The organism is Tenacibaculum aiptasiae (assembly GCF_008806755.1).
Lineage (GTDB): Bacteria > Bacteroidota > Bacteroidia > Flavobacteriales > Flavobacteriaceae > Polaribacter > Polaribacter aiptasiae.
Genome location: NZ_WAAU01000011.1, coordinates 129,159 through 149,287, shown reverse-complemented (window position 1 = coordinate 149,287; position 20,129 = coordinate 129,159). Strand labels below are relative to the sequence as shown.

Sequence of the window (20,129 nt, the reverse complement as noted above, 5' to 3'; positions counted from 1 at the left end):
TAAATACAGTTACTTTATAAATGGATTTCTACGACTTAAAAAATGCTTTTTTCATTGGATTTGTCATGTCTTTTATGATAGGTCCAGTTTTCTTTATGCTTCTTAAAACAAGTATTTTAAAAGGAGCAAGAGCTGCTATTGCATTTGATATTGGAGTTATTTTAGGAGATATATCCTTTATGTTAATAGCTTATTTTGGAAGTAGAAGTTTGTTAGAAAAAATTAAGGATGACCCTCGATTATTTTTAATTGGAGGGTTAATTCTTATTGTTTATGGTTTGATAACCTATTTAGATAAAAACAATAAAAAGGAGTTAGAAGCTCCGGAAGTTGACATTCCAGAAAGTAATAACTACTTAAAATTACTTTTAAAAGGGTTTGCTTTAAACTTCATTAATATAGGTGTTTTAGCTGGTTGGTTAGGTATTATTGTTGTAGTAGGACCAACGTTAGATATGAACCCAACCTATATGTTTTGGTATTTTGCCACGGTAATATTGGGGTATGCTACTACCGATTTAGGGAAAATATTACTAGCTAAACAATTAAAAAGTAAATTAACTCCTCTAGTTATTTATAGAATAAAAAGAGGAATGGGAGTGTTATTAATCGTTTTTGGAGCGATTATAATGCTAAAAACATTTATTCCTAAAGAAAAGATGGATAGCTTATTACAAACAGTAGAAGAAACTACTAAAAGCCAATAATCATTTTGGCTATCCAGAAATAAATAAGAATTCCAAAAATATCGTTACTTGTTGTAATAAAAGGTCCCGTAGCAATCGCAGGATCAATACCTCTTTTATCTAAAAATAAAGGAATAAAAGTTCCAATGAGTCCAGCAACTATAATTACTACAAAGAGAGATATTGAAATAGCACTTGCTATTTTATAATCTTGTTCGGATATAAAGACATATATAAAAAGTAAAACGGCTAAAGCAAGTCCATTAATCATAGCTAGTGATACTTCTTTTAATAACCTGTCTGTAATACTTCCTTTTACATCGTCATTAGCTAAACCTTGTACAATAATTGCTGATGATTGTACACCTACATTACCTGCCATTGCAGCAATTAATGGAGTAAACATAAAAAGAATAGCATTTTCTTTAATAGCATCGTCGAAAAAGCCCATAATACCAGCAGCACCAACACCTCCAAGTAGCCCTAAGAATAGCCAAGGTAAACGAGCACGTGTTAATTCCCATATTGTATCATCAGCCTCAACATCTTGAGTAATACCTGCTGCTAATTGATAATCTTTATCAGCTTCCTCTTTAATAACGTCAACAATATCATCAATGGTAATTCGTCCTACTAAAATACCTAACTCGTCTACAACAGGAATGGCTTCCAAGTCATATTTACGCATAATGTTAGCAACATCTTCAGCTTCATCATTAACATTAACAAAGTCTAACTTAGGAATATATACATCGGCAATTTTAGCACGTGTAGAGGCCATTAGTAAATCTTTTAATGATAAACGACCTTTTAGTTTACCACTATCATCAACTACATATATAGAGTGTACTCTGGTTACTTCTTCTGCTTGAACACGCATTTCTTTTACACAACGTAAAACAGTCCAGTTTTCGTTAACCTTTACAAGCTCTTTCGCCATTAAACCACCGGCAGAATCTTCATCATATCGTAATAATTCTACAATTTCTTTAGCGTGTTCTTCATCTTCAATCTCTTGCATTACTTCCTGCTTTCTTTTTTCAGGAAGTTCGGCAATTACATCGGCAGCATCATCGGTGTCAAGCTCATCAATCTCTTCAGCAATTTCTTTGGCTGTAAGTTGTTGAAATATTTTTTCACGTACATCATCATCCACATCCATTAAAACTTCAGCGGTAGTTTCACTGTCTAATAAACGAATAATATATAATGCCTCTTCAAAAGATAATTCATCTAAAACTTCTGCAATATCGGCGTGATGTATGTCTGAGAAAAAACTGGAAAGCGCTGTGTCTTTCTGGTTTTTAATCAGTTCCTGTACGTTTTCTAAAAGATCTTTAGTAATTTCTAATGCCATCGTTTGCGATTTTTGCCGTCAATTCAATGAATTTTTGTACCGATAATTGTTCGGGACGCATCGCAAAGATAGGGTCTTCTTTTAATGTATCCGAGAGATCTAAAGATTTTAAACTAGAACGTAGCATTTTTCTTCGTTGATTAAATGCTGTTTTTACTACTCTAAAAAATAATTTTTCATCTACTGGAAGACTATAATCCTTTTTTCTAATTAATCGTATAACACCAGAGTCTACTTTTGGTGGTGGATTAAAAACAGTAGGAGGTACTGTAAATAAATATTCAGCATCGTAAAAAGCTTGTGTTAAAACGGATAAAATCCCATAGGTTTTAGACCCTTCTTTTTCTGCTATTCGTAATGCTACTTCTTTTTGAAACATTCCAGAAAACTCAGGTACAAAATCCCTGTTTTCAATTGCTTTAAAAACAATTTGTGAAGAGATGTTATAAGGAAAGTTTCCAATAATGGCTATTTGCTCTTTATTGAAAGTATCAGTAATATCCTTTTTTAAAAAATCACCTTCAATAATGGTAAATTTTTCAGAAGAAGTATCTAGTTTAATATGTTCTAGAGGAAATGTTTCTTTAAGGTATTCTACCGATTCAGAATCTAATTCCATTACTGTAACCTTAGGCTTTTTTTCTAATAAGTATTTTGTTAGAACTCCCATTCCAGGACCTATCTCCAATACATTATCATATCCATTTTCGGTTAACGAATCTGCTATTTTTTTTGCGATGTTTTCATCGGTTAAAAAATGTTGTCCTAAATGTTTCTTTGCTCTTACGGTCATGTTCTAAAATAAAAAATTTAAGATTAAGTAGTATCTTAATTCTTTTGTAATTGTATCCTGTTCCTTTTAGTTGCTAGATACAGTAGGGTAAAATTCGTTTATTACTTTTAATTCAGTACGGAAGGCTAACATTTTATCAGCAAACTTTTTAAGACCATCTGAACGTAATTTATCAGCGTCGTATTTGTAATAGTTTTCTAAATCTTCACGTGATTTAGCTGTGTATTGAATAGAGTAAGTAACTCCTCCCATTTCTTCTTTTACTAAAACTTGTGTCAACTTAGCACTTAAAAAGCGTCCTGTTGCTAAAACTTCTGGTATGTGGCTTTCAATCCAAGTTAACCATTCTGCATGAACACTTTCATCAATATTTACTGTTACGTTATATATATACATTGTTGTTTTCTATAAAATTAGATATTATCCCCTCTTAGTTTTCTGTATTTTTTTCGAGCAGCAACTAAGTAAATGCTCGATGGGTGGTCAAAAATAATCTTTTGATAGTATTCTTTAGCCTTTTCAGCATTATTTAATTCATTATTGTATAATTCACCCATTAAATAATACACATCATCAATATAAATTCCTTCTTTATCTAAGGCTATTATTTTGGTGTAATTTGAAATAGCTTCATCGTATTTGTCTTGTTTTACAAGAAGCTCAGCCTGTTTAAACAAGGCTTCGTCTTCTATAGGTTGCCCTTTGTAGTTTTTGATAATATCATTTAAAATAGCAATGGCTTCATTATCTTTATTCTGAAAAGCTAATAAATCAGCTTTAGCATACTCTTTTAAACCAGAAGGGATACTATCTTTAGGCTGGTTATCAGAAATTGTTAAAAACAAATTAGCAGCATCATTTGCTATAAGCTGCGTAGCTGAACCTTTTAAAACTTTTAATTGTGCTTTGGCCCATTTAAAATCGCTTTTGAAATAAGATGTTTGGGCTACTTTAAAACGTGCATCCTGTCCTAGATAATGGTTTTTAAATTTTGTTTGTACTTGTGAAAAGTAAATAAGAGCTTTGTTAAACTTTCCAGTGTATACTAAAACTTCACCTAGTTTTAGTTTTATCATGGCTTTGGAGAACTTAGAACCAGCAAATTCTTTAGCTTTATTTAAAACATCTACAGCTTTTTCAGGGTTGTTTTTATTGAATGTTAGATAATTAGCATACGCTACTTGAGTACGAAAAGTATTTTTATTAATTCCATATTTTGAAAATATCTTATCAAAACGTGCTTCTACATCTGGTTCTTTGGTCTCAATAGCTATTTTTAAATTGTTGTTAATAGCATTAAACTTATCTCTTGGATAATTAGTTTTTTCAATGATTAAGTCAAAACATTCCTTAGCAGTCTCATATTCGTTATTCTCTAGAGCTATTTTTCCTAGTTGATTAATTCTACCCAAATTATCAGGGTCTCTAGCTAACAATGCTTTTAATTGGATAAGAGCTTTCGAATATTGTTTTTGTTTTATAAATAACCATGCTAATAAATCGTTCCAAATGTTTTTAGGGTTGCTTATTGATTTTCTTAATAAGGCTTTTTTAAACAAGTTGTTATTTTCGTTTTCAGCATCATCATTAATATATCTGCTGGTATAACGTTTTACGTTATTCAGGTAACTTTCGTTTTTATCAACTAAATTTACATAGGATTCAAACATTTTAGGGTAATCACCTTTTTCACCATGGATTTGTGCTAATTGGAATCCATAATTAGCTTGTGGATGGTTTTCCATGGTTTTGGTATATGCTTCAATAGCAAAGTCTAGTTTGTTGTAGTTTTTAAATAAACTTGCGATAACACTTCCATAGTTCCCCTTTTTGTTTAATGAATTAAGTGCTTTTTGATAATATTTATTGGCTTCTGAATCGTTTTGTTGACGCTCATAGTTATATCCTATAATAACATTTAGATACGTTAAGTTAGGTCTTTGTTTTATTTTTTGAGTTAATAGGTTTTCGGCAACTAAAAACTGTTCAGTTTCTTGATAAGAAGTAATAAGTCTTTTTAAATAGGTTGTGTTATAAGGACTCTTATCGTATAATTTTTTATAAAGTTGAATAGCTTTTTCGTATTCATTATTTCTAAAATAATTTTCAGCAATAATAAAATCGTTCTGTTGCGAATAACAGAACAGGTTAATAATAAGGAAATTAAATAGAATAAATGTTTTTTTCATCAATCAAAAATACAGAAGAAAATTGTTAAATTAATATTAAAACACTCCCTTTTTTTAAAAGGAACGCAACATTTTGGCACGAACTTTGTTTTATTGTTAGCGTAACTAAACATCGAATACTATGAAGAATTTAAATACGCAATATAACTTAGCAAAGAGTAGAGCAGATGAATTTATGAGAAGAGGACAAATAACTCAGTATTTTGAAGCTTTATTGGAAATGAATAAATATAAGAGATTAATGGTAGCGGTAGTTGCTAACTAACTATAAAAAATAGTTCATTATTAAGGGGTGAATTAAAAAAAGAACCAAGCATCTTAATTGAAGCATTGGTTCTTTTTACTTTTTTGTAATGAAATTATTTAGTCAATTTTATCAAAACCACAATAAGGAATTAATACTTCTGGTATGTTAATTCCGTCTTCAGTTTGATAGTTTTCTAAAATTCCTGCTAATACTCTAGGTAAAGCTAAAGAACTTCCGTTTAAAGTATGAACTAACTGACTTTTTCCTTCTTTATTTTTGAATCGTAATTTTAAACGATTAGCTTGATACGTTTCAAAGTTTGAAGCAGAACTAATTTCTAACCAACGCTCTTGAGCTGTAGAATACAATTCAAAATCGAATGTTAAAGCAGAAACAAATCCTGTATCTCCACCACACAAACGTAAAATACGGTATGGTAATTTTAATTCACGTAAAATACCTTTAATGTGTTCTACCATTTCGTTTAAAGCATTGTAAGAGTTTTCAGGATGTTCAATTCTTACAATTTCTACTTTATCAAATTGGTGTAACCTATTTAATCCACGTACATGCGCACCATAACTTCCAGCTTCTCTACGGAAACATGGTGTATAACCTGTATATTTAATAGGCAAATCATTTTCTTTTACTAAATCATTTCTATGAATATTAGTAATAGGAACTTCCGCTGTTGGAATTAAATATAAATCATCTCCAGTTACATGGTACATTTGCCCTTCTTTATCTGGAAGTTGACCAGTACCAATACCAGATGCTTCATTTACTAAATGAGGAACTTGTACTTCGCTATAACCAGCAGCAATATTTTTATCTAAAAAATAATTGATTAAGGCACGTTGTAAACGAGCTCCCTTTCCTTTGTACACAGGAAAACCAGCTCCAGTAATTTTTGAACCTAAATCAAAATCGATGATATCATATTTTTTAGCTAATTCCCAGTGAGGTAAAGCTTTTTCACCTAAGTCAGGAATAGTACCTTCGCTAAAAATAGTTTCATTATCCTCTTCGTTTTTCCCTGCCTTAACAGATGCGTGAGGCACGTTAGGAATTTGGTATAATAAATCTTGTAATTTGTTAGAAGCAACACTTAATTCTTCGGTTAATTGCTTAGATTTCTCTTTTAATTCACCTGTTTTTTCTTTCAGTAAGTTTGCTTTTTCAATTTCACCAGACTTAAAAAGACCTCCAATTTCTTTGGATATTTTGTTAGATTCAGCTAATGTATTATCTAAAGAAACTTGAGTAGCTCTACGAGTTTCATCAGTAGTTAATACTTCATTAATAATTGCTTCGGCATTTTCAAAACTACGTTTTGCTAATCCGTCTAAAACAGTTTGTTTGTTTTCTCTAATAAACTGAACCTGTAACATCTTTTTTTAATTTTTAAGAACCGCAAAGATATAAGAAGCTACAGACTTAAACAATGGTGATTGCTTACTAAATAGTTTTTTACGTATTAAGTTTTAGAATTCTATTTAAGAATAAACAAAAAAGACTTTGTTAGAACTCTATTTTATTAACTTAAACTGGTAATTGTATTGATATAGTTTAAGGAGTTTTCTTTGTCTGTTTTAAGTTGAATAATTAAATCATCAACAGAATTAAACTTGTGTTCATCTCTTAAAAAATAAAGTAATTCGATGGTTAATTCCTTTTGATATAAATCTTGGTTAAAATCGAAAAAATGAACTTCTATAGTTTGATGCTCTCCGTTAACTGTAGGTCTATTGCCAATATTCATCATACCAAAAACTGTATTGTTATTAATCGTAGATTTTACAACATATACTCCAGTTTTAGGAACTAGTTTATAGGTTTCAGCAATATCAATATTAGCAGTAGGAAAACCAATTTTACCGCCAAGTTTTTTTCCATTAACAACAACGCCTGTTATAGAAAATGGATATCCTAAATACTTGTTTGCAGTTTTTAATTCACCACTAGCTAGTGCTTTTCTAATTTTAGTAGAGCTTACAGAGACTTCATCAATATCTTGAGCTAAAATTTCTTGAACTGTAAAATCATACAAATGAGAATACTCCGTTAATTGTTCAATATTTCCCTCTCTGTTTTTTCCAAAATGATGATCATAACCAATAATTAATTTTGACGTATTTAGTTGATTAACTAAGATATCACGAACAAAATCTAATGCAGTAAGTCTAGAAAATTCTTTACTAAAAGGATGAATGATTAAATAGTCCAATCCCAAGTCTTCTAAATGTTTGGCACGTTCATCAATCGTATTGATAAGTTTTATAGAAACATCTTTTTGTAACACCATTCTTGGGTGAGGAAAAAAAGTTAACAAAACAGATTTTTTATTAGATGATTTTGCTTCATCAATCAATTCTTGAATAATTTTTTGATGACCAATATGAACACCATCAAAAGTACCAATAGTAACTATTGATTTTTGAGTTGGTTTAAAATCGAAAATGGAGTGAATAATTTCCAAGATAAGAACAAATTTATGCAAAAATACAATTTGTAAAAGAGGATAAGTAATGTTCGTTAAATAAAGTTACAAAAATGTCAATTTAACAAAACAAACCCCTCAAAAACACTATAGTGATAAAATAAAGGATAAATTTTTACAAATAAAAAAAAATCGTATTTTGCGCTACAGTTAACAAATTATTATACATTATGATGAAAAAACTATTACTTGTTGCATTTGTGCTATTTGGCACAGCAATAATGGTTGCTCAGACTACCATTTCTGGTACAGTCAATGACGCATCTCTTGGTGGGCCACTTCCGGGAGCAAACATTAAGGTTCTAAGGAAGGCAGTTGGAACGTCTACTGATTTTGATGGGAAGTTTACTATGACAGTAACAGATAATCCTCCTTTTACAATTGAAATTTCTTCTTTAGGATATCAATCTAAAACAGTTGAAATTACAAAAAACAATCAAGTTGTTGAGGTGTCTTTGACAGAGAATGCAACTTCTTTAGATGAAGTAGTAGTTTCGGCTTCTAGAACTCCAGAACGTGTTATGGAATCTCCTGTAACAATTGAGCGTTTCGATTCTAGAGCTATTAAGAACACAGCTTCTGCATCATATTACGATGGATTAGAAAATTTAAAAGGTGTTGATATTAATTCAGGAGGTTTTACTTTTAAAACAGTAAATACTCGTGGATTTGCTACGTTTGGAAATGAGCGTTTTGTTCAGTTAGTTGATGGAATGGATAATGCATCTCCGGCATTAAACTTTGCTATTGGAAATTTATTAGGGATTTCTGAAGTAGATGTAAAAAGTGTTGAGATTTTACCAGGAGCAGCATCGGCTTTATATGGAGCAAATGCATTTAACGGAATTATGTTAATGCGTAGTAAAAACCCTTTTGATCATCAAGGGATTAGTGTAGGTTTAAAAACAGGATTAACTAGTCAAGAAGCAGCAGGAGACAATAAGTTTTACGATGCTACAATTAGAATGGCACATGCTTTTGATGACTATTTTGCTGTAAAGGCAAGTTTTTCTTACTTAAAAGGTGAAGAATGGCATGCTACAGATTATAGAAATACAACAGGTATTGGAGGGACTTATATTCCAGGTACAAGACAAAGCGATCCAAACTATGATGGAGCAAATGTATATGGAGATGAGGTTTCAGTTAATTTAGGTGGAGCAATAGGTAATGTAAGTAGAACTGGTTATACAGACCAAGAGTTAATGACTAACGAGGCTAAAAGTGTAAAATTCAATGGAGCCATTCATTATCGTCCATTAGGAAATGATAGAGTTGAAATTATTTGGAATTCAAAGTACGGTACTGGTAATACTATATACCAAGGTCAGAATAGATATAATTTAGCTAACTTCTTTATGGAACAACATAAATTAGAAGTTAGAGGTAAAAACTTCTTTGTAAGAGGTTACTATGCAGGTGAGGATGCAGGAGATTCTTATGATACTCGTTTTGCTGCAATTAACATTAACAGCAAATGGAAATCTAATGCAGATTGGTTTGGACAATATGCAGCAGCATACTTAGGAGCAATACCAGGAGTACCAGCATCTAATCACGCAGCGGCAAGAGCAGTAGCAGATACTGGAAGAGCAGTTCCAGGAACACCAGCTTTCCAAGCTTTATTTAATGAAGTAACTGCTGATCCAGATTTATTAACAGGGTCTAAGTTTAGAGATAATACAAGTTATTACCATGCTGATGGTAATTTAAATTTACGTGATTATATTGATTGGGCTGAAGTACAAGTAGGTGGTTCTTACAGACAATATAGATTAAATTCTTTCGGAACAATTTATACTGATTCTGATGGGCCAATTAAATATGGTGAATATGGAATATACACCCAGTTACAAAAGAAAATGTTAGATGACCGTTTAAAATTTACAGGTTCTCTTCGTTATGATAAATCGGATAATTTCAAAGGAAACGTAACTCCTAGACTTTCTTTAGCTTATGCAGCAGGAGAAAATAAAAACCATAACTTCAGGGCTTCTTTCCAAACAGGTTTCCGTAACCCAACTACGCAAGATCAGTATATTGGTTTAGCTACTGGAGCTGGATTTATTTTAGGAACAGCTCCTGATAATGCTGATCGTTTTTCTGCAGATGTTAGAACCACTTCAGGTACTTTTACTCTTACAGGAAATGATGTGTTTACAAGAGGATATTCTGCAAGTTCTATCAGAAATGGAGCGCCAAGTTTAGTTAAAACGGAATTAGTAAAGCCAGAAGAGGTAAAATCATTTGAAGTAGGTTATCGTGGAGTGTTACCATTAGGAGACAATAAATTATCTGTAGATTTTAGTACATATTATAACATGTATTCTAATTTTATATCTAATAAAGATGTAGTTGTACTTTTAGATAATACAGTTGCTAATCCTACTTTAGCTCAGTTAACAAATAGAGATTTAGTAAGAACATTTAGTGTTAAGACAAATTCTACCGTTGATGTCGATTCTTATGGATTAGGAATAGGTTTAAGTACAAAAGTATTTAACGGATATAACGTTGGATTAAACTATACTTGGTCTAAGTTTAGTTTTGATCAAGCTCAAGATCCAGATTTTGAAGCAGGTTTCAATACTCCAGAACATAAGTTAAAAGCTCAGTTTGGACATCCAAATGTATTTGAAAACTTTGGATTTAACGTAAGTGCTCGTTGGCAAACAGAATTTTATTGGCAATCAACTTTCTTAGAAGGAAATGTAGAAGAAAGAACTGTACTTGACGCTCAAATTAACTATTCAGTACCTTCAATGAAATCGGTATTTAAAGTGGGAGGGTCTAACTTAACAGGAAAAGAATATTTAAGTGCACCAGGTGTTGGAGCAATTGGCTCTCAGTATTACATTTCTTGGACAATCAATAACTAAAAAAAATAAAAATGAAGAATACATTAAAATATACATTTTTATCTGCATTATTTTTAGGTGTTGTAGCCTGTGATGTAGATAATACATTACCAGAAATTAAAGGAGAGGCAGAAAATACGATTCCTTTAGATAAAGGAACTGCAGATTTTTCTAAATATGTAGCGGTAGGAGCTTCTTTTACAGCTGGTTTTACAGATAATGCTTTGTTTAAAGCAAGTCAAGAAAATTCATTTCCAAATATCCTAGCTAAGAAATTTGCCATGGTAGGTGGAGGAACTTTCAAACAACCATTAATGAATGATAATATTGGTGGATTACTTTTTGGAGGGGTACAAAATGCTGATGGTTCTTTTGGGCCAAGATTGTACTTTAACGGTGCAGGACCAGTAGGATTACAAGCAACTTCAACAACAGAAGTTGGAAATATTCAAACAGGTCCTTTTAATAATATGGGAGTACCAGGGGCAAAGAGTTATCATTTAGGAGTAAATGGTTATGGTGCATTAGCAGCGTTACCAAATGCTAACCCTTACTTTGTAAGAATGGCTTCTTCTCCAACGGCTAGTATTTTACAAGATGTATTAGCACAATCTCCTACATTTTTCAGTTTATCAGAAATAGGAGGTAACGATGTTTTAGGATATGCTCTTGCTGGAGGTACTGGAGTTGATCATAATGAAACAGGTAATGTAAACCCTGCAACTTATGGTTCAGCTGATATTACAAATTCTAATGTATTTGCTGCTGCTTTTACAGGAACAGTTGATGCATTAACTGCTACAGGGGCTAAAGGAGTTGTGGCAAACTTACCATATATTACAAGTTTATCTCACTTCACAACAGTTCCTTATGCACCATTAGATCCAACAGACGCAAGTTTTGCTGCTCAAATACCTACATTGAATAATGTATTTGGAGCTATTAATGGAGTTTTTACTGCAATTGGTGTTCCGGAGCGAGCAATTACTTTTTCTACTACAGCAGCTAGTCCTGTAGTGATTAAAGATGAATCATTAGATGATAAAAAAGCTGATATTGCTGGAGCATTATTAGCAAGTCCAACGTTCCCTGGTTTTGTTGCTAGTTTTGGTTTACCAACTGATACAGCAACTTTACAGAAAGTAGCAGGTTTATTAGGTAATTACTATGGGCAAGCAAGACAAGCTACAGAAAAAGATTTATTAGTGTTACCTAGTAGAAGTATTATAGGAAAAGTTAATACTAGTTCAGTAGCGTATTTAGTAGGACAAGGTTTACCACAAACATTGGCAGGTATGTTCTCAGCAGAAGGTGTTTCTTTGCCTTTAGAAGATAAATGGGTATTAACTGAAAACGAAGTAGCAAAATTAAAATCAGCTACAGATGCTTATAATGCAACAATTAAAGCAGTAGCAGACGCTAAAGGTTTAGCTTTTGTTGATTTTAATACTATTTTACAACAGGCTTCTACCACTGGATTAACATTTGATACTTATAATTTAACAACAACTTTTGTTACAGGTGGTTTAGTTAGTTTAGACGGTGTTCACCTTACAGGTAGAGGTTATGCGTTAATGGCTAATAAAATGTTAGAAGCTATTGATGCTACTTATGGATCTAATTTTACTAAGGGTAAAGACGGTTTAGCTAAAGCAAACAATTACCCAACAAATTATTCATCTACTTTACCTTAAGTAGTAGTTTTGTTAACGATATATTTAAGGCTGAGAGTTTACTCTCAGCCTTTTTTATTTTATAAACTTAACTGTTATATTGTGAGTTTATGAATAGATAATGTTCTTAACTAAGAAAGCATAGTGTTAAACATAGTTTTTTTAGGTGTTTTAAACGTTTTAAAAGAGGATATATTCTATCTATATAATATGGTTTTCAAAGAGTTTGAAATAGTTTTAAAAGGGCTTTTTTTATGATTTGAATATAAAAAAACACCGTAATGTTGATATTACGATGTTTTTAAGTTTATTTAAGTATTATAGTTTATTTAAAGAGCCTAAATATGTCATTACCGTTTGCAAAAAGTAATAAGGCAATTAATAAGATAAATCCTGTTATTTGAGCATATTCTAAAAATTTATCACCAGGTTTTTTACCTGTAATCATTTCCCAAAGCGTAAATACAACATGCCCTCCGTCTAAAGCAGGAATTGGTAATAAGTTCATGAAACCTAACATAATTGATAAGAATGCCGTAATGTTCCAGAAAGTTTCCCAGCTAAATTCTGAAGGGAAAATACTACCAATAGAAATAAAACCACCTAATCCTTTATAAGCACCTGTGCTAGGATTGAAGATTTTTTTCATTTGCTTAATATAGTTAGTTAAAGTAGTCCAAGCTTTATTAGTACCAGCAGGAATTGCTTCAGAAAATGAATATTTCTTTTCTGCTAAGTCATAGTAACCTAATTTTTCTAAATCTTTTAAAGATAATTGAGCAATAGCTACACCAACTTTACCGTTTTCAGATATTTTAACAGGGATATCTAAGCTTTCATTACCTCTTTTTACAGTAACACTGATATCTTGGTTTTTATATTTATTAAGCTCTTTTTCAGCTTGATCAAAATATTTGATGTTAACTCCGTTAATAGCAGTAATTATATCTTTAGATTGTAAACCACTTTTTACGTTTGGAGAATCTTCAGCAACTTTTGCTATAATAAATGGATATCTTGGTGTTATAAAACTTCCCGCATTTTTACCACGATCTACTAGTTTTGAAATAAAATCAGTAGGAATTACTTTTTCAATAACAGTTCCATTTCTTTCAATAGAATAGTTATTTCCATTAATAAACTCTATAGGTAATTCTCTAAATTTTTCAATTGCTTGTCCATCTACAGTAAGTATTTTATCTCCAGTTTCTAAACCTAAATCTTTACCTAACTGGTCTTGTACCCATACACCATCTTTTAAGTTCTCGTTAGGTAAAAACTTTTCACCATAAGCATACATTAAACAAATGTAGATAACTATACCCAAAACAAAATTTACAATTACACCACCAAGCATAATAATTAAACGCTGCCATGCTGGTTTAGAACGAAATTCCCATGGTTGAGCAGGTTTTTTCATTTGCTCAGTGTCCATGCTTTCGTCAATCATTCCAGAGATTTTCACATAACCACCTAATGGAATCCAACCAATACCATAAACAGTATCACCAATTTTCTTTTTAAATAAAGAGAATTTATAATCGAAGAAAAGGTAAAACTTTTCAACTTTAGTTTTAAATAATTTGGCAGGAATAAAGTGTCCTAACTCGTGCAAAACAATTAAAAGCGATAAACTTAAAATAAATTGTGATGCTTTTATTAATATCTCCATAAAGGCTTGTGTCTAAAATTTAAAATCTGACAAATGTACGTTTTTCGAAAGAGTTCTAAAAGTTTGTACTCTAGTTCGACTTAGGATTTAACAAACTTTTTAAGTTTAAGAGAGATTAACCCTGTTTTAAGTCGTATTTTTGTAGAAAAAAGAGAGAATGGACTTTAAATTCTTTAAAAAATCTAAAAGCACTTTAATTTTCTTATTAGTTTTTTGTGCTATTGGAATCCCCGTTTTTTATCATTTAGTAAAAGTTGATGATAGATTACCAATTTATAACCCTGCAGATATTAATCCAAAACTGGTGGATGCTTCCTTAAGAACAAAATCTAGAAATCATAAGGTTGGTGATTTTAAGTTAATCAATCAGAATGGAGAAACAATAACAAATGCAGATTATAAAGGTAAAATTTATATCGCAGATTTCTTTTTTACTCGTTGTCAAACCATATGTATAGCTATGGCTTATAATATGAGTGAATTACAAGAACACTATAAAAAGGATGATGATATTATGTTTTTATCACATTCAGTAACACCAGTTATGGATAGCGTTCCACAATTGAAAAAATATGCATTAGAAAAAGGAGTTATTGATGGTAAATGGAATGTAACCACTGGAGAAAAAAAGCACATATATAATTTAGCCCGTAAGCATTATTTTGCAGTTTTAGACGAAGGTGATGGAGGAGAGAACGATTGGGTTCATACAGAAAACTTTGTGCTAATAGATAAAGAAGGACGTATTAGAGGTTCGTATGATGGAACCAAAAAAGAAAACATGCAGAAAATTATAGATGATATTACGCTATTGAAAAAAGAATACGAAGAATAAAAAAAAGAGACTGTTTAAACAGTCTCTTTTTTTATATTTTATTTCCGTCTTCATCAAAGTTTTTGTTTACTTCTTGTTCTGTTTTAATAACAGAAACTGCTAGAGATAGTAACATAATAGCCATGGGTTGCCAACTAATATCTTTACTTATAAAAACAAAAATTAATGCAGCTGCAAATGATATTGCAGAATAAATTAAAAATTGCTTTATAAAAAATGCATTGGCAAATTTCCAAACAGTTTCGTTTTTCATGGTTTTGTTGGTGCGATAACCATAAAGTGAGTTAATTTTTTTTGGGGGAAAGAAATAAAAAATTATACTGAAAAGGAAAAGTAATCCATTAAGAGACAGTACATAATAATATGGGTTCATTTTTATTTTTTTATCGAGTTTATAATTCCTTTTAATAAAGTGTTCATGTCAGCGTTCTTAGTAAGCCCAGTTCTAACAACTACTAAATCTTCACTTGGCAAAATAAATACATTTTGACCTTTATACCCATTAAAAGAATACATATTTGTTGGTACATCAGGATAACGCTTTCCTGCATTTAACCATATTTGTGCTCCATACCAACCATCAGAACCTGGTGTTGGAGTAGTTGCATATTGTACCCAATCTTTATCAAAAAGATGTTCTCCATTCCATTCACCATTATGAAGGTATAATAAACCTAATTTTGCCCAATCTCTTGCAGTTGCCCAAGCATAAGAAGACCCTACAAAGTTTCCACTCAAATCAGTTTCAATGACCATTGAGTTCATTCCTATTTTGTCAATTAAATTACTGTACCAATAATCTAAATATTCTTGATGCGTTTTAAATTGACTACGGATGATACCAGAAAGTAAATTAGTGGTACCAGAAGAATAATTCCAAGTTTCGTTTGGTTTACCTACTAAAGGTTTACTTATTTGAGTTTTAGTCATGTCACTTTCAAGAAATAGCATCTTTGTAACATCAGAAATAGTATTATAATCTTCAAGCCATTCTAAACCAGAATTCATCTGAAGTAGGTTGTGAATTGTAATGTTTTTGCGGTCATCGTTTTCCCATTCTTTAAACAAATTACTTTGTTCAACATTAACTTTTCCTTGGCATTGTAAAATTCCAAAAACAGTGCTCGTAATACTTTTGGTCATAGACCATCCTAATTGTAAAGAATTCTTATCGAAATTATTAGCATACTTTTCAGCAATAATTTGATCTTTATAAACTACAAGCACAGATCGAGTTTGGTTTCTAGAATTAAAAATAGTATCAATAGTTTCGTTTAGCTTTTTGTAATTGATATTAGAAAAAACAGTGTCTATTTGATCTGCATTTCCATAAGGGAAAGGAGTAGTATTATCGGCCTCTGATCTTTTTGGAACTAAAGGAGTTTTAGAAGCATCATAATCATCATTAATTAAAACAGCTCCTAATCCTTTTCTGTAAACAGCTTTTCTTTTTAAAAGTCCAAAAACTGAACCAGTAGCAGATTTTTCTTGAGAGTTAATTTCATCGGAAGTTAAGTTTATTGGAGAAAAATTATTGTCATTTTCATCAGTAAACTCTAGGCTTCTTTCGGCTAAGAAAACCGAAGAGGCAGTGTTTTTAGCGGAGTATCCAGCTAAAATATTTAACTTAGGGTAATTGTAAACTACAACAGCAATAAGAACAATTGCCAGTAATAATAAAATTCTTTTGATATTTTTCATTAGGGACTCTTTTTTAGCAAATGTAAGAATTTAATTGATTGGTGTTTATATTTGAAATGCAAGCACTACCTTTGTCTTAAATTTACTTTTTATATGTTGAATGTAGATAAGATTAGAGCTGATTTTCCTATTTTAAATCGTACAGTACATGGGAAAAATTTAGTGTATTTTGATAATGGAGCAACTTCTCAAACACCTCAAATTGTGATTGATGCAATTGTTGATTATTATTCGAATTATAATGCTAATATTCATAGAGGAGTGCATACCTTAAGTCAGGAAGCAACCGATAAATATGAAGAAGCACGTATAAAGATTCAAAAACATTTTAATGCAAAGCATTCTTATGAGGTTATTTTAACTTCAGGAACTACTCATAGTATTAATATTGTAGCATCAGGATTTGCTACCTTATTAAAAGAAGGGGATGAAATAATTGTATCATCATTAGAACATCATTCAAATATAGTTCCTTGGCAAATGCTTTGTGAAAAAACGGGTGCTGTTTTAAAAGTAATTCCAATGGATCAAGATGGTTCGTTAAGAATGGATGTATATCATGAATTATTGAATAATAAAACCAAATTGGTTTTTTGTAATCATGTGTCGAATGCATTAGGAACGATAAACCCAATAGAAGAAATTATTCATGCAGCGCACAAATTTGGAGCGTATGTTTTAATTGATGGAGCGCAGGCAGTTCCGCATATAAAGCCAGATGTTCAAGAATTAGATGTTGATTTTTATGTAGCATCAGCTCACAAAATGTGTGGACCAACAGGAGTTGGTTTGTTATACGGAAAAGAAGAGTTATTGCAAATGTTGCCACCTTATCAAGGAGGAGGAGAAATGATTGAAACAGTAACTTTTGAAAAAACTACCTATGCAGGATTACCTCATAAGTTTGAAGCAGGAACACCAAATATTTGTGGAGGAATAGCTTTTGGAGTTGCGGTTGATTATATGAATTCAATAGGTTTTGAGGCTATAGATCAACAAGAAAAAGAGTTGTTAGCTTATGGAACTCAAGAGTTGGAAAAAATAGAAGGATTAAAAATTTACGGAACTGGTAAGAAAGCTTCTGTAATATCATTTAATTTGGAAGGAATACATCCGTATGATGTTGGATCTATCTTAGATAAATTAGGAATAGCTGTTCGTACAGGACACCATTGTGCGCAACCAATTATGAACTTTTATTGTATTCCAGGGACAGTAAGAGCATCATTTGCTTTTTACAATACCAAAGAAGAAATAGATGCATTGGTAACAGCGGTTAAGAAAGCCAAAATGATGTTGAGTTAAATACTACTCAATTAATAAAATAAAAAAACCACCTGTTTAAGAACAAGTGGTTTTTTTATATATAAACGTTAAATTTTTAACTAGTCTCTTGACATAAAAATTTGTAATACATACCAGAATAAAAGCATTAAAGAGGCAAATAAACCTAATGCAGCAGGGATGTAATCATCAGTAGAAAATTTATGTACTAAGTTAGAAGTCTGGTATAAAATAGATCCAGCAGCTAATACACACATTCCTACAGAAAACCATAAACCAAGGTTAAAACCAAATAAGGCTCCTGCAATTATTAATCCAATTGCTATAAAAAATCCAACAGTTAATCCAGCTCTAATAAAAGAAAAATCTTTTTTAGTAATAAAAACAATAGAAGAAATTCCTGTAAATAAACCAAGCGTAACAATTCCTGCTTGTTTAATTAAATCTAAGCTATTGGTATACATAATAGCCATGTAAATTAATGGTATAAAAATAAAAGCTTCAGCAAAAATATAAGCTGAATATGCTAAATATTGTAAGTTTTTATCAGAGGTTTTTAAAGCAGTACTTTCAGCATAATTAGTAATTAGCATAAAACCACCTAATAATAATAACCACTTGTATCCTTGAGTCATTGATAAAGCAAATTCTACAAGAGAAGCACTTTGTAAGAATAGGTATTCAAATACAATAAATAGTAAGATACCACCACCTACATGCGCATAGGTTTTTTTGTAAAAAGCAACTCTGTCTGCTTCCGATACTTGTGCAACAAGTACCTTAGGTCCGTTGTCAAATGAGTTTTCCATAATTAATTTTATTTTGGAGTAAATATAGCTTTTTTATAGAGATAATCTTTATTATGTGTAATTGTTATGAATATTGCTTTTTGAAACAAGCGTATTTGCACATTTCATATCGTTAAATGTTTAAAATTGACGTTTTTTTATGTTTTTAGTTAAAAATTAAACAATATGGTATTTTTGTTTTTAAGCTTCTACAAGTTGATTTTAAAGAGAAAATCCATTTTTTTAACATTTTTTTAGGAATTAAAAAAAAACTATATATTGCACATCGTTAAAAAACCCTTCAATTTTTTACATAAATAATAAAATATGTATTCTTTTTTTATTAAAGTGACAATTGAGGTTATTTTTAGCACAAACCAATATTACCTAAAGGGGTAATTATTATTCAACTAAATTTTTAATTTTTCACAACATGAAAAGAATTTTTTTAACATTAGCAGTTGCTGCTTCCGTTTTAATTGGATGTCAGCAAAATGGTCAAGACTCAGTTTTACCAACTCAAGAAGCAATCGATATGAGCGACTTCTATTTGGAAACTGATACTCACGAGTCAAAAGGGGGAAGTGAGCAGTGTCATTCTATGCGAGTTTTAAACAGACAGTTAAAAGAAAACCCAGGATTGTACCAAAAAATGTACGATGTAGAATACGCAACGCGTAAATTTATTGCAGCAAAAAAAGGAAATGGAAACGGTAACGGCGGTGGCGGTAACACTGGCGGTGGCGGTGGTGGAACTACTCCTGATAACTTGGGAGTAATTAACATACCAGTATATGTACATGTGGTTTATAGCAATTCACAACAGAATATTAGTGATGCGCAGATAGCCTCACAAATGACAGTTTTAAATGACGATTTTAGAAAACAAAATTCTGATGCAAGTAATACACCTTCTGAATTTGCAGGAGTAGCAGCAGATGCTGAAATCACTTTTTCTTTAGCTGGTACTTTTAGACATGCTAACTCTACGGCTTCATGGGGAACTAATAATGCAGTAAAATCAGCATATCCACCAGTTACACCACAAACACATTTAAATATCTGGGTAGCTAATATTGGTGGAGGTATTTTAGGATATGCTCAATTCCCAGGTGGTAATTCTGCTACTGATGGTGTTGTGTGTTCTCCACAATATTTTGGAACTACAGGTTATGTATCTGCACCATTCAATGGAGGACGTACTATGACACACGAAGTTGGTCACTATTTAAACTTACGTCACATTTGGGGTGATGGTAGATGTCGTCAAGATGATTTTGTCGCTGATACACCATCTTCAGATGCTCCAAACTATGGATGTCCATCATATCCAACAGTTAACTGTCGTTCAAATGATATGACTATGAACTATATGGATTATACGGATGATGCTTGTATGTCTATGTTTTCTGAAGGTCAAAAATCAAGAATGAGAGCAATTTTTGCTGACGGTGGAGCAAGAGCTTCTATGTTAAACTAGTAAAAATTAATATTTAAAAAATATTTTTATAATTGCTGAAAAGTCAAGAGAATTTCTCTTGACTTT

Annotated in this window: 17 protein-coding genes; 7 read left to right on the top strand and 10 right to left on the bottom strand. The window is 31.4% G+C overall.

Annotated elements, in window-relative coordinates; genetic code table 11:
- The first annotated feature begins 20 nt into the window (after positions 1-20).
- Complete coding sequence (locus F7018_RS07600; RefSeq protein ID WP_150899443.1) at positions 21-707, top strand: LysE family translocator; 687 nt, start codon at positions 21-23, stop codon at positions 705-707.
- On the opposite strand, the gene mgtE is transcribed toward F7018_RS07600, so the two are convergent.
- The 4 genes from mgtE to F7018_RS07580 all read right to left on the bottom strand — a co-directional run bounded on the left by mgtE (position 694) and on the right by F7018_RS07580 (position 5,025).
- Positions 694-2,043 carry a magnesium transporter gene (gene mgtE / locus F7018_RS07595; protein ID WP_150899442.1) on the bottom strand — a complete coding sequence of 450 codons (1,350 nt, stop codon included), beginning with the start codon at positions 2,041-2,043 and terminating at the stop codon, positions 694-696. The two genes, F7018_RS07600 and mgtE, sit on opposite strands and share 14 nt — an antisense overlap.
- Positions 2,024-2,836 (bottom strand): 16S rRNA (adenine(1518)-N(6)/adenine(1519)-N(6))-dimethyltransferase RsmA, encoded by an 813-nt coding sequence (rsmA, locus tag F7018_RS07590; RefSeq protein WP_150899441.1) that lies wholly within the window; start codon positions 2,834-2,836, stop codon positions 2,024-2,026. The genes mgtE and rsmA overlap by 20 nt, the downstream gene beginning before the upstream one ends.
- A 66-nt stretch (positions 2,837-2,902) precedes the next feature.
- Positions 2,903-3,232, bottom strand: coding sequence for a DUF4286 family protein (locus F7018_RS07585; RefSeq protein WP_150899440.1), 330 nt, complete (start codon positions 3,230-3,232; stop codon positions 2,903-2,905).
- A 17-nt stretch (positions 3,233-3,249) separates the two neighbouring features.
- Complete coding sequence (locus F7018_RS07580; protein WP_150899439.1) at positions 3,250-5,025, bottom strand: tetratricopeptide repeat protein; 1,776 nt, start codon at positions 5,023-5,025, stop codon at positions 3,250-3,252.
- A 121-nt stretch (positions 5,026-5,146) separates the two neighbouring features.
- On the opposite strand from F7018_RS07580, the gene F7018_RS18430 reads away from it, so the two are divergent.
- A complete protein-coding gene (locus F7018_RS18430; RefSeq protein WP_175578686.1) occupies positions 5,147-5,290 on the top strand; it encodes a hypothetical protein in 144 nt (47 codons plus the stop codon).
- A 98-nt stretch (positions 5,291-5,388) separates the two neighbouring features.
- Here the strand turns inward: F7018_RS18430 and serS are convergent, their stop codons facing one another.
- Together serS and F7018_RS07570 are read right to left on the bottom strand one after the other, a co-directional pair.
- Positions 5,389-6,663: a serine--tRNA ligase gene (serS, locus tag F7018_RS07575; RefSeq protein ID WP_150899438.1), complete on the bottom strand. Its 1,275-nt coding sequence runs from the start codon at positions 6,661-6,663 to the stop codon at positions 5,389-5,391.
- Positions 6,664-6,809: 146 nt separating this feature from the next.
- Positions 6,810-7,751 (bottom strand): bifunctional riboflavin kinase/FAD synthetase, encoded by a 942-nt coding sequence (locus tag F7018_RS07570; protein WP_150899437.1) that lies wholly within the window; start codon positions 7,749-7,751, stop codon positions 6,810-6,812.
- A gap of 191 nt (positions 7,752-7,942) precedes the next feature.
- On the opposite strand from F7018_RS07570, the gene F7018_RS07565 reads away from it, so the two are divergent.
- A complete protein-coding gene (locus F7018_RS07565) occupies positions 7,943-10,651 on the top strand; it encodes a TonB-dependent receptor (protein WP_150899436.1) in 2,709 nt (902 codons plus the stop codon).
- Between the two features lie 11 nt (positions 10,652-10,662).
- Positions 10,663-12,324, top strand: a complete 1,662-nt coding sequence (locus F7018_RS07560) for an SGNH/GDSL hydrolase family protein (RefSeq protein ID WP_150899435.1) — start codon at positions 10,663-10,665, stop codon at positions 12,322-12,324.
- A 304-nt stretch (positions 12,325-12,628) separates the two neighbouring features.
- On the opposite strand, the gene rseP is transcribed toward F7018_RS07560, so the two are convergent.
- Positions 12,629-13,975: an RIP metalloprotease RseP gene (rseP, locus tag F7018_RS07555; protein ID WP_150899434.1), complete on the bottom strand. Its 1,347-nt coding sequence runs from the start codon at positions 13,973-13,975 to the stop codon at positions 12,629-12,631.
- Positions 13,976-14,132: 157 nt separating this feature from the next.
- Here rseP and F7018_RS07550 point away from each other — a divergent pair, with 157 nt between their 5' ends.
- Positions 14,133-14,810 carry an SCO family protein gene (locus tag F7018_RS07550; RefSeq protein ID WP_150899433.1) on the top strand — a complete coding sequence of 226 codons (678 nt, stop codon included), beginning with the start codon at positions 14,133-14,135 and terminating at the stop codon, positions 14,808-14,810.
- Between the two features lie 31 nt (positions 14,811-14,841).
- On the opposite strand, the gene F7018_RS18785 is transcribed toward F7018_RS07550, so the two are convergent.
- Positions 14,842-15,183 carry an SdpI family protein gene (locus F7018_RS18785; protein WP_150899432.1) on the bottom strand — a complete coding sequence of 114 codons (342 nt, stop codon included), beginning with the start codon at positions 15,181-15,183 and terminating at the stop codon, positions 14,842-14,844.
- Positions 15,184-15,185: 2 nt separating this feature from the next.
- Positions 15,186-16,511: a serine hydrolase domain-containing protein gene (locus F7018_RS07540; protein WP_150899431.1), complete on the bottom strand. Its 1,326-nt coding sequence runs from the start codon at positions 16,509-16,511 to the stop codon at positions 15,186-15,188.
- A gap of 93 nt (positions 16,512-16,604) precedes the next feature.
- On the opposite strand from F7018_RS07540, the gene F7018_RS07535 reads away from it, so the two are divergent.
- The gene (locus F7018_RS07535) at positions 16,605-17,816 is read left to right on the top strand and encodes an aminotransferase class V-fold PLP-dependent enzyme (RefSeq protein WP_150899430.1); all 1,212 of its coding nucleotides are present in this window, start codon (positions 16,605-16,607) and stop codon (positions 17,814-17,816) included.
- 80 nt (positions 17,817-17,896) lie between these two features.
- Here the strand turns inward: F7018_RS07535 and F7018_RS07530 are convergent, their stop codons facing one another.
- On the bottom strand, positions 17,897-18,604 hold the full coding sequence (locus F7018_RS07530) for a Bax inhibitor-1/YccA family protein (protein ID WP_175578685.1): 708 nt from the start codon (positions 18,602-18,604) through the stop codon (positions 17,897-17,899).
- A gap of 412 nt (positions 18,605-19,016) precedes the next feature.
- On the opposite strand from F7018_RS07530, the gene F7018_RS07525 reads away from it, so the two are divergent.
- The gene (locus F7018_RS07525; protein ID WP_150899428.1) at positions 19,017-20,063 is read left to right on the top strand and encodes a zinc metalloprotease; all 1,047 of its coding nucleotides are present in this window, start codon (positions 19,017-19,019) and stop codon (positions 20,061-20,063) included.
- Positions 20,064-20,129 lie beyond the last annotated feature (66 nt).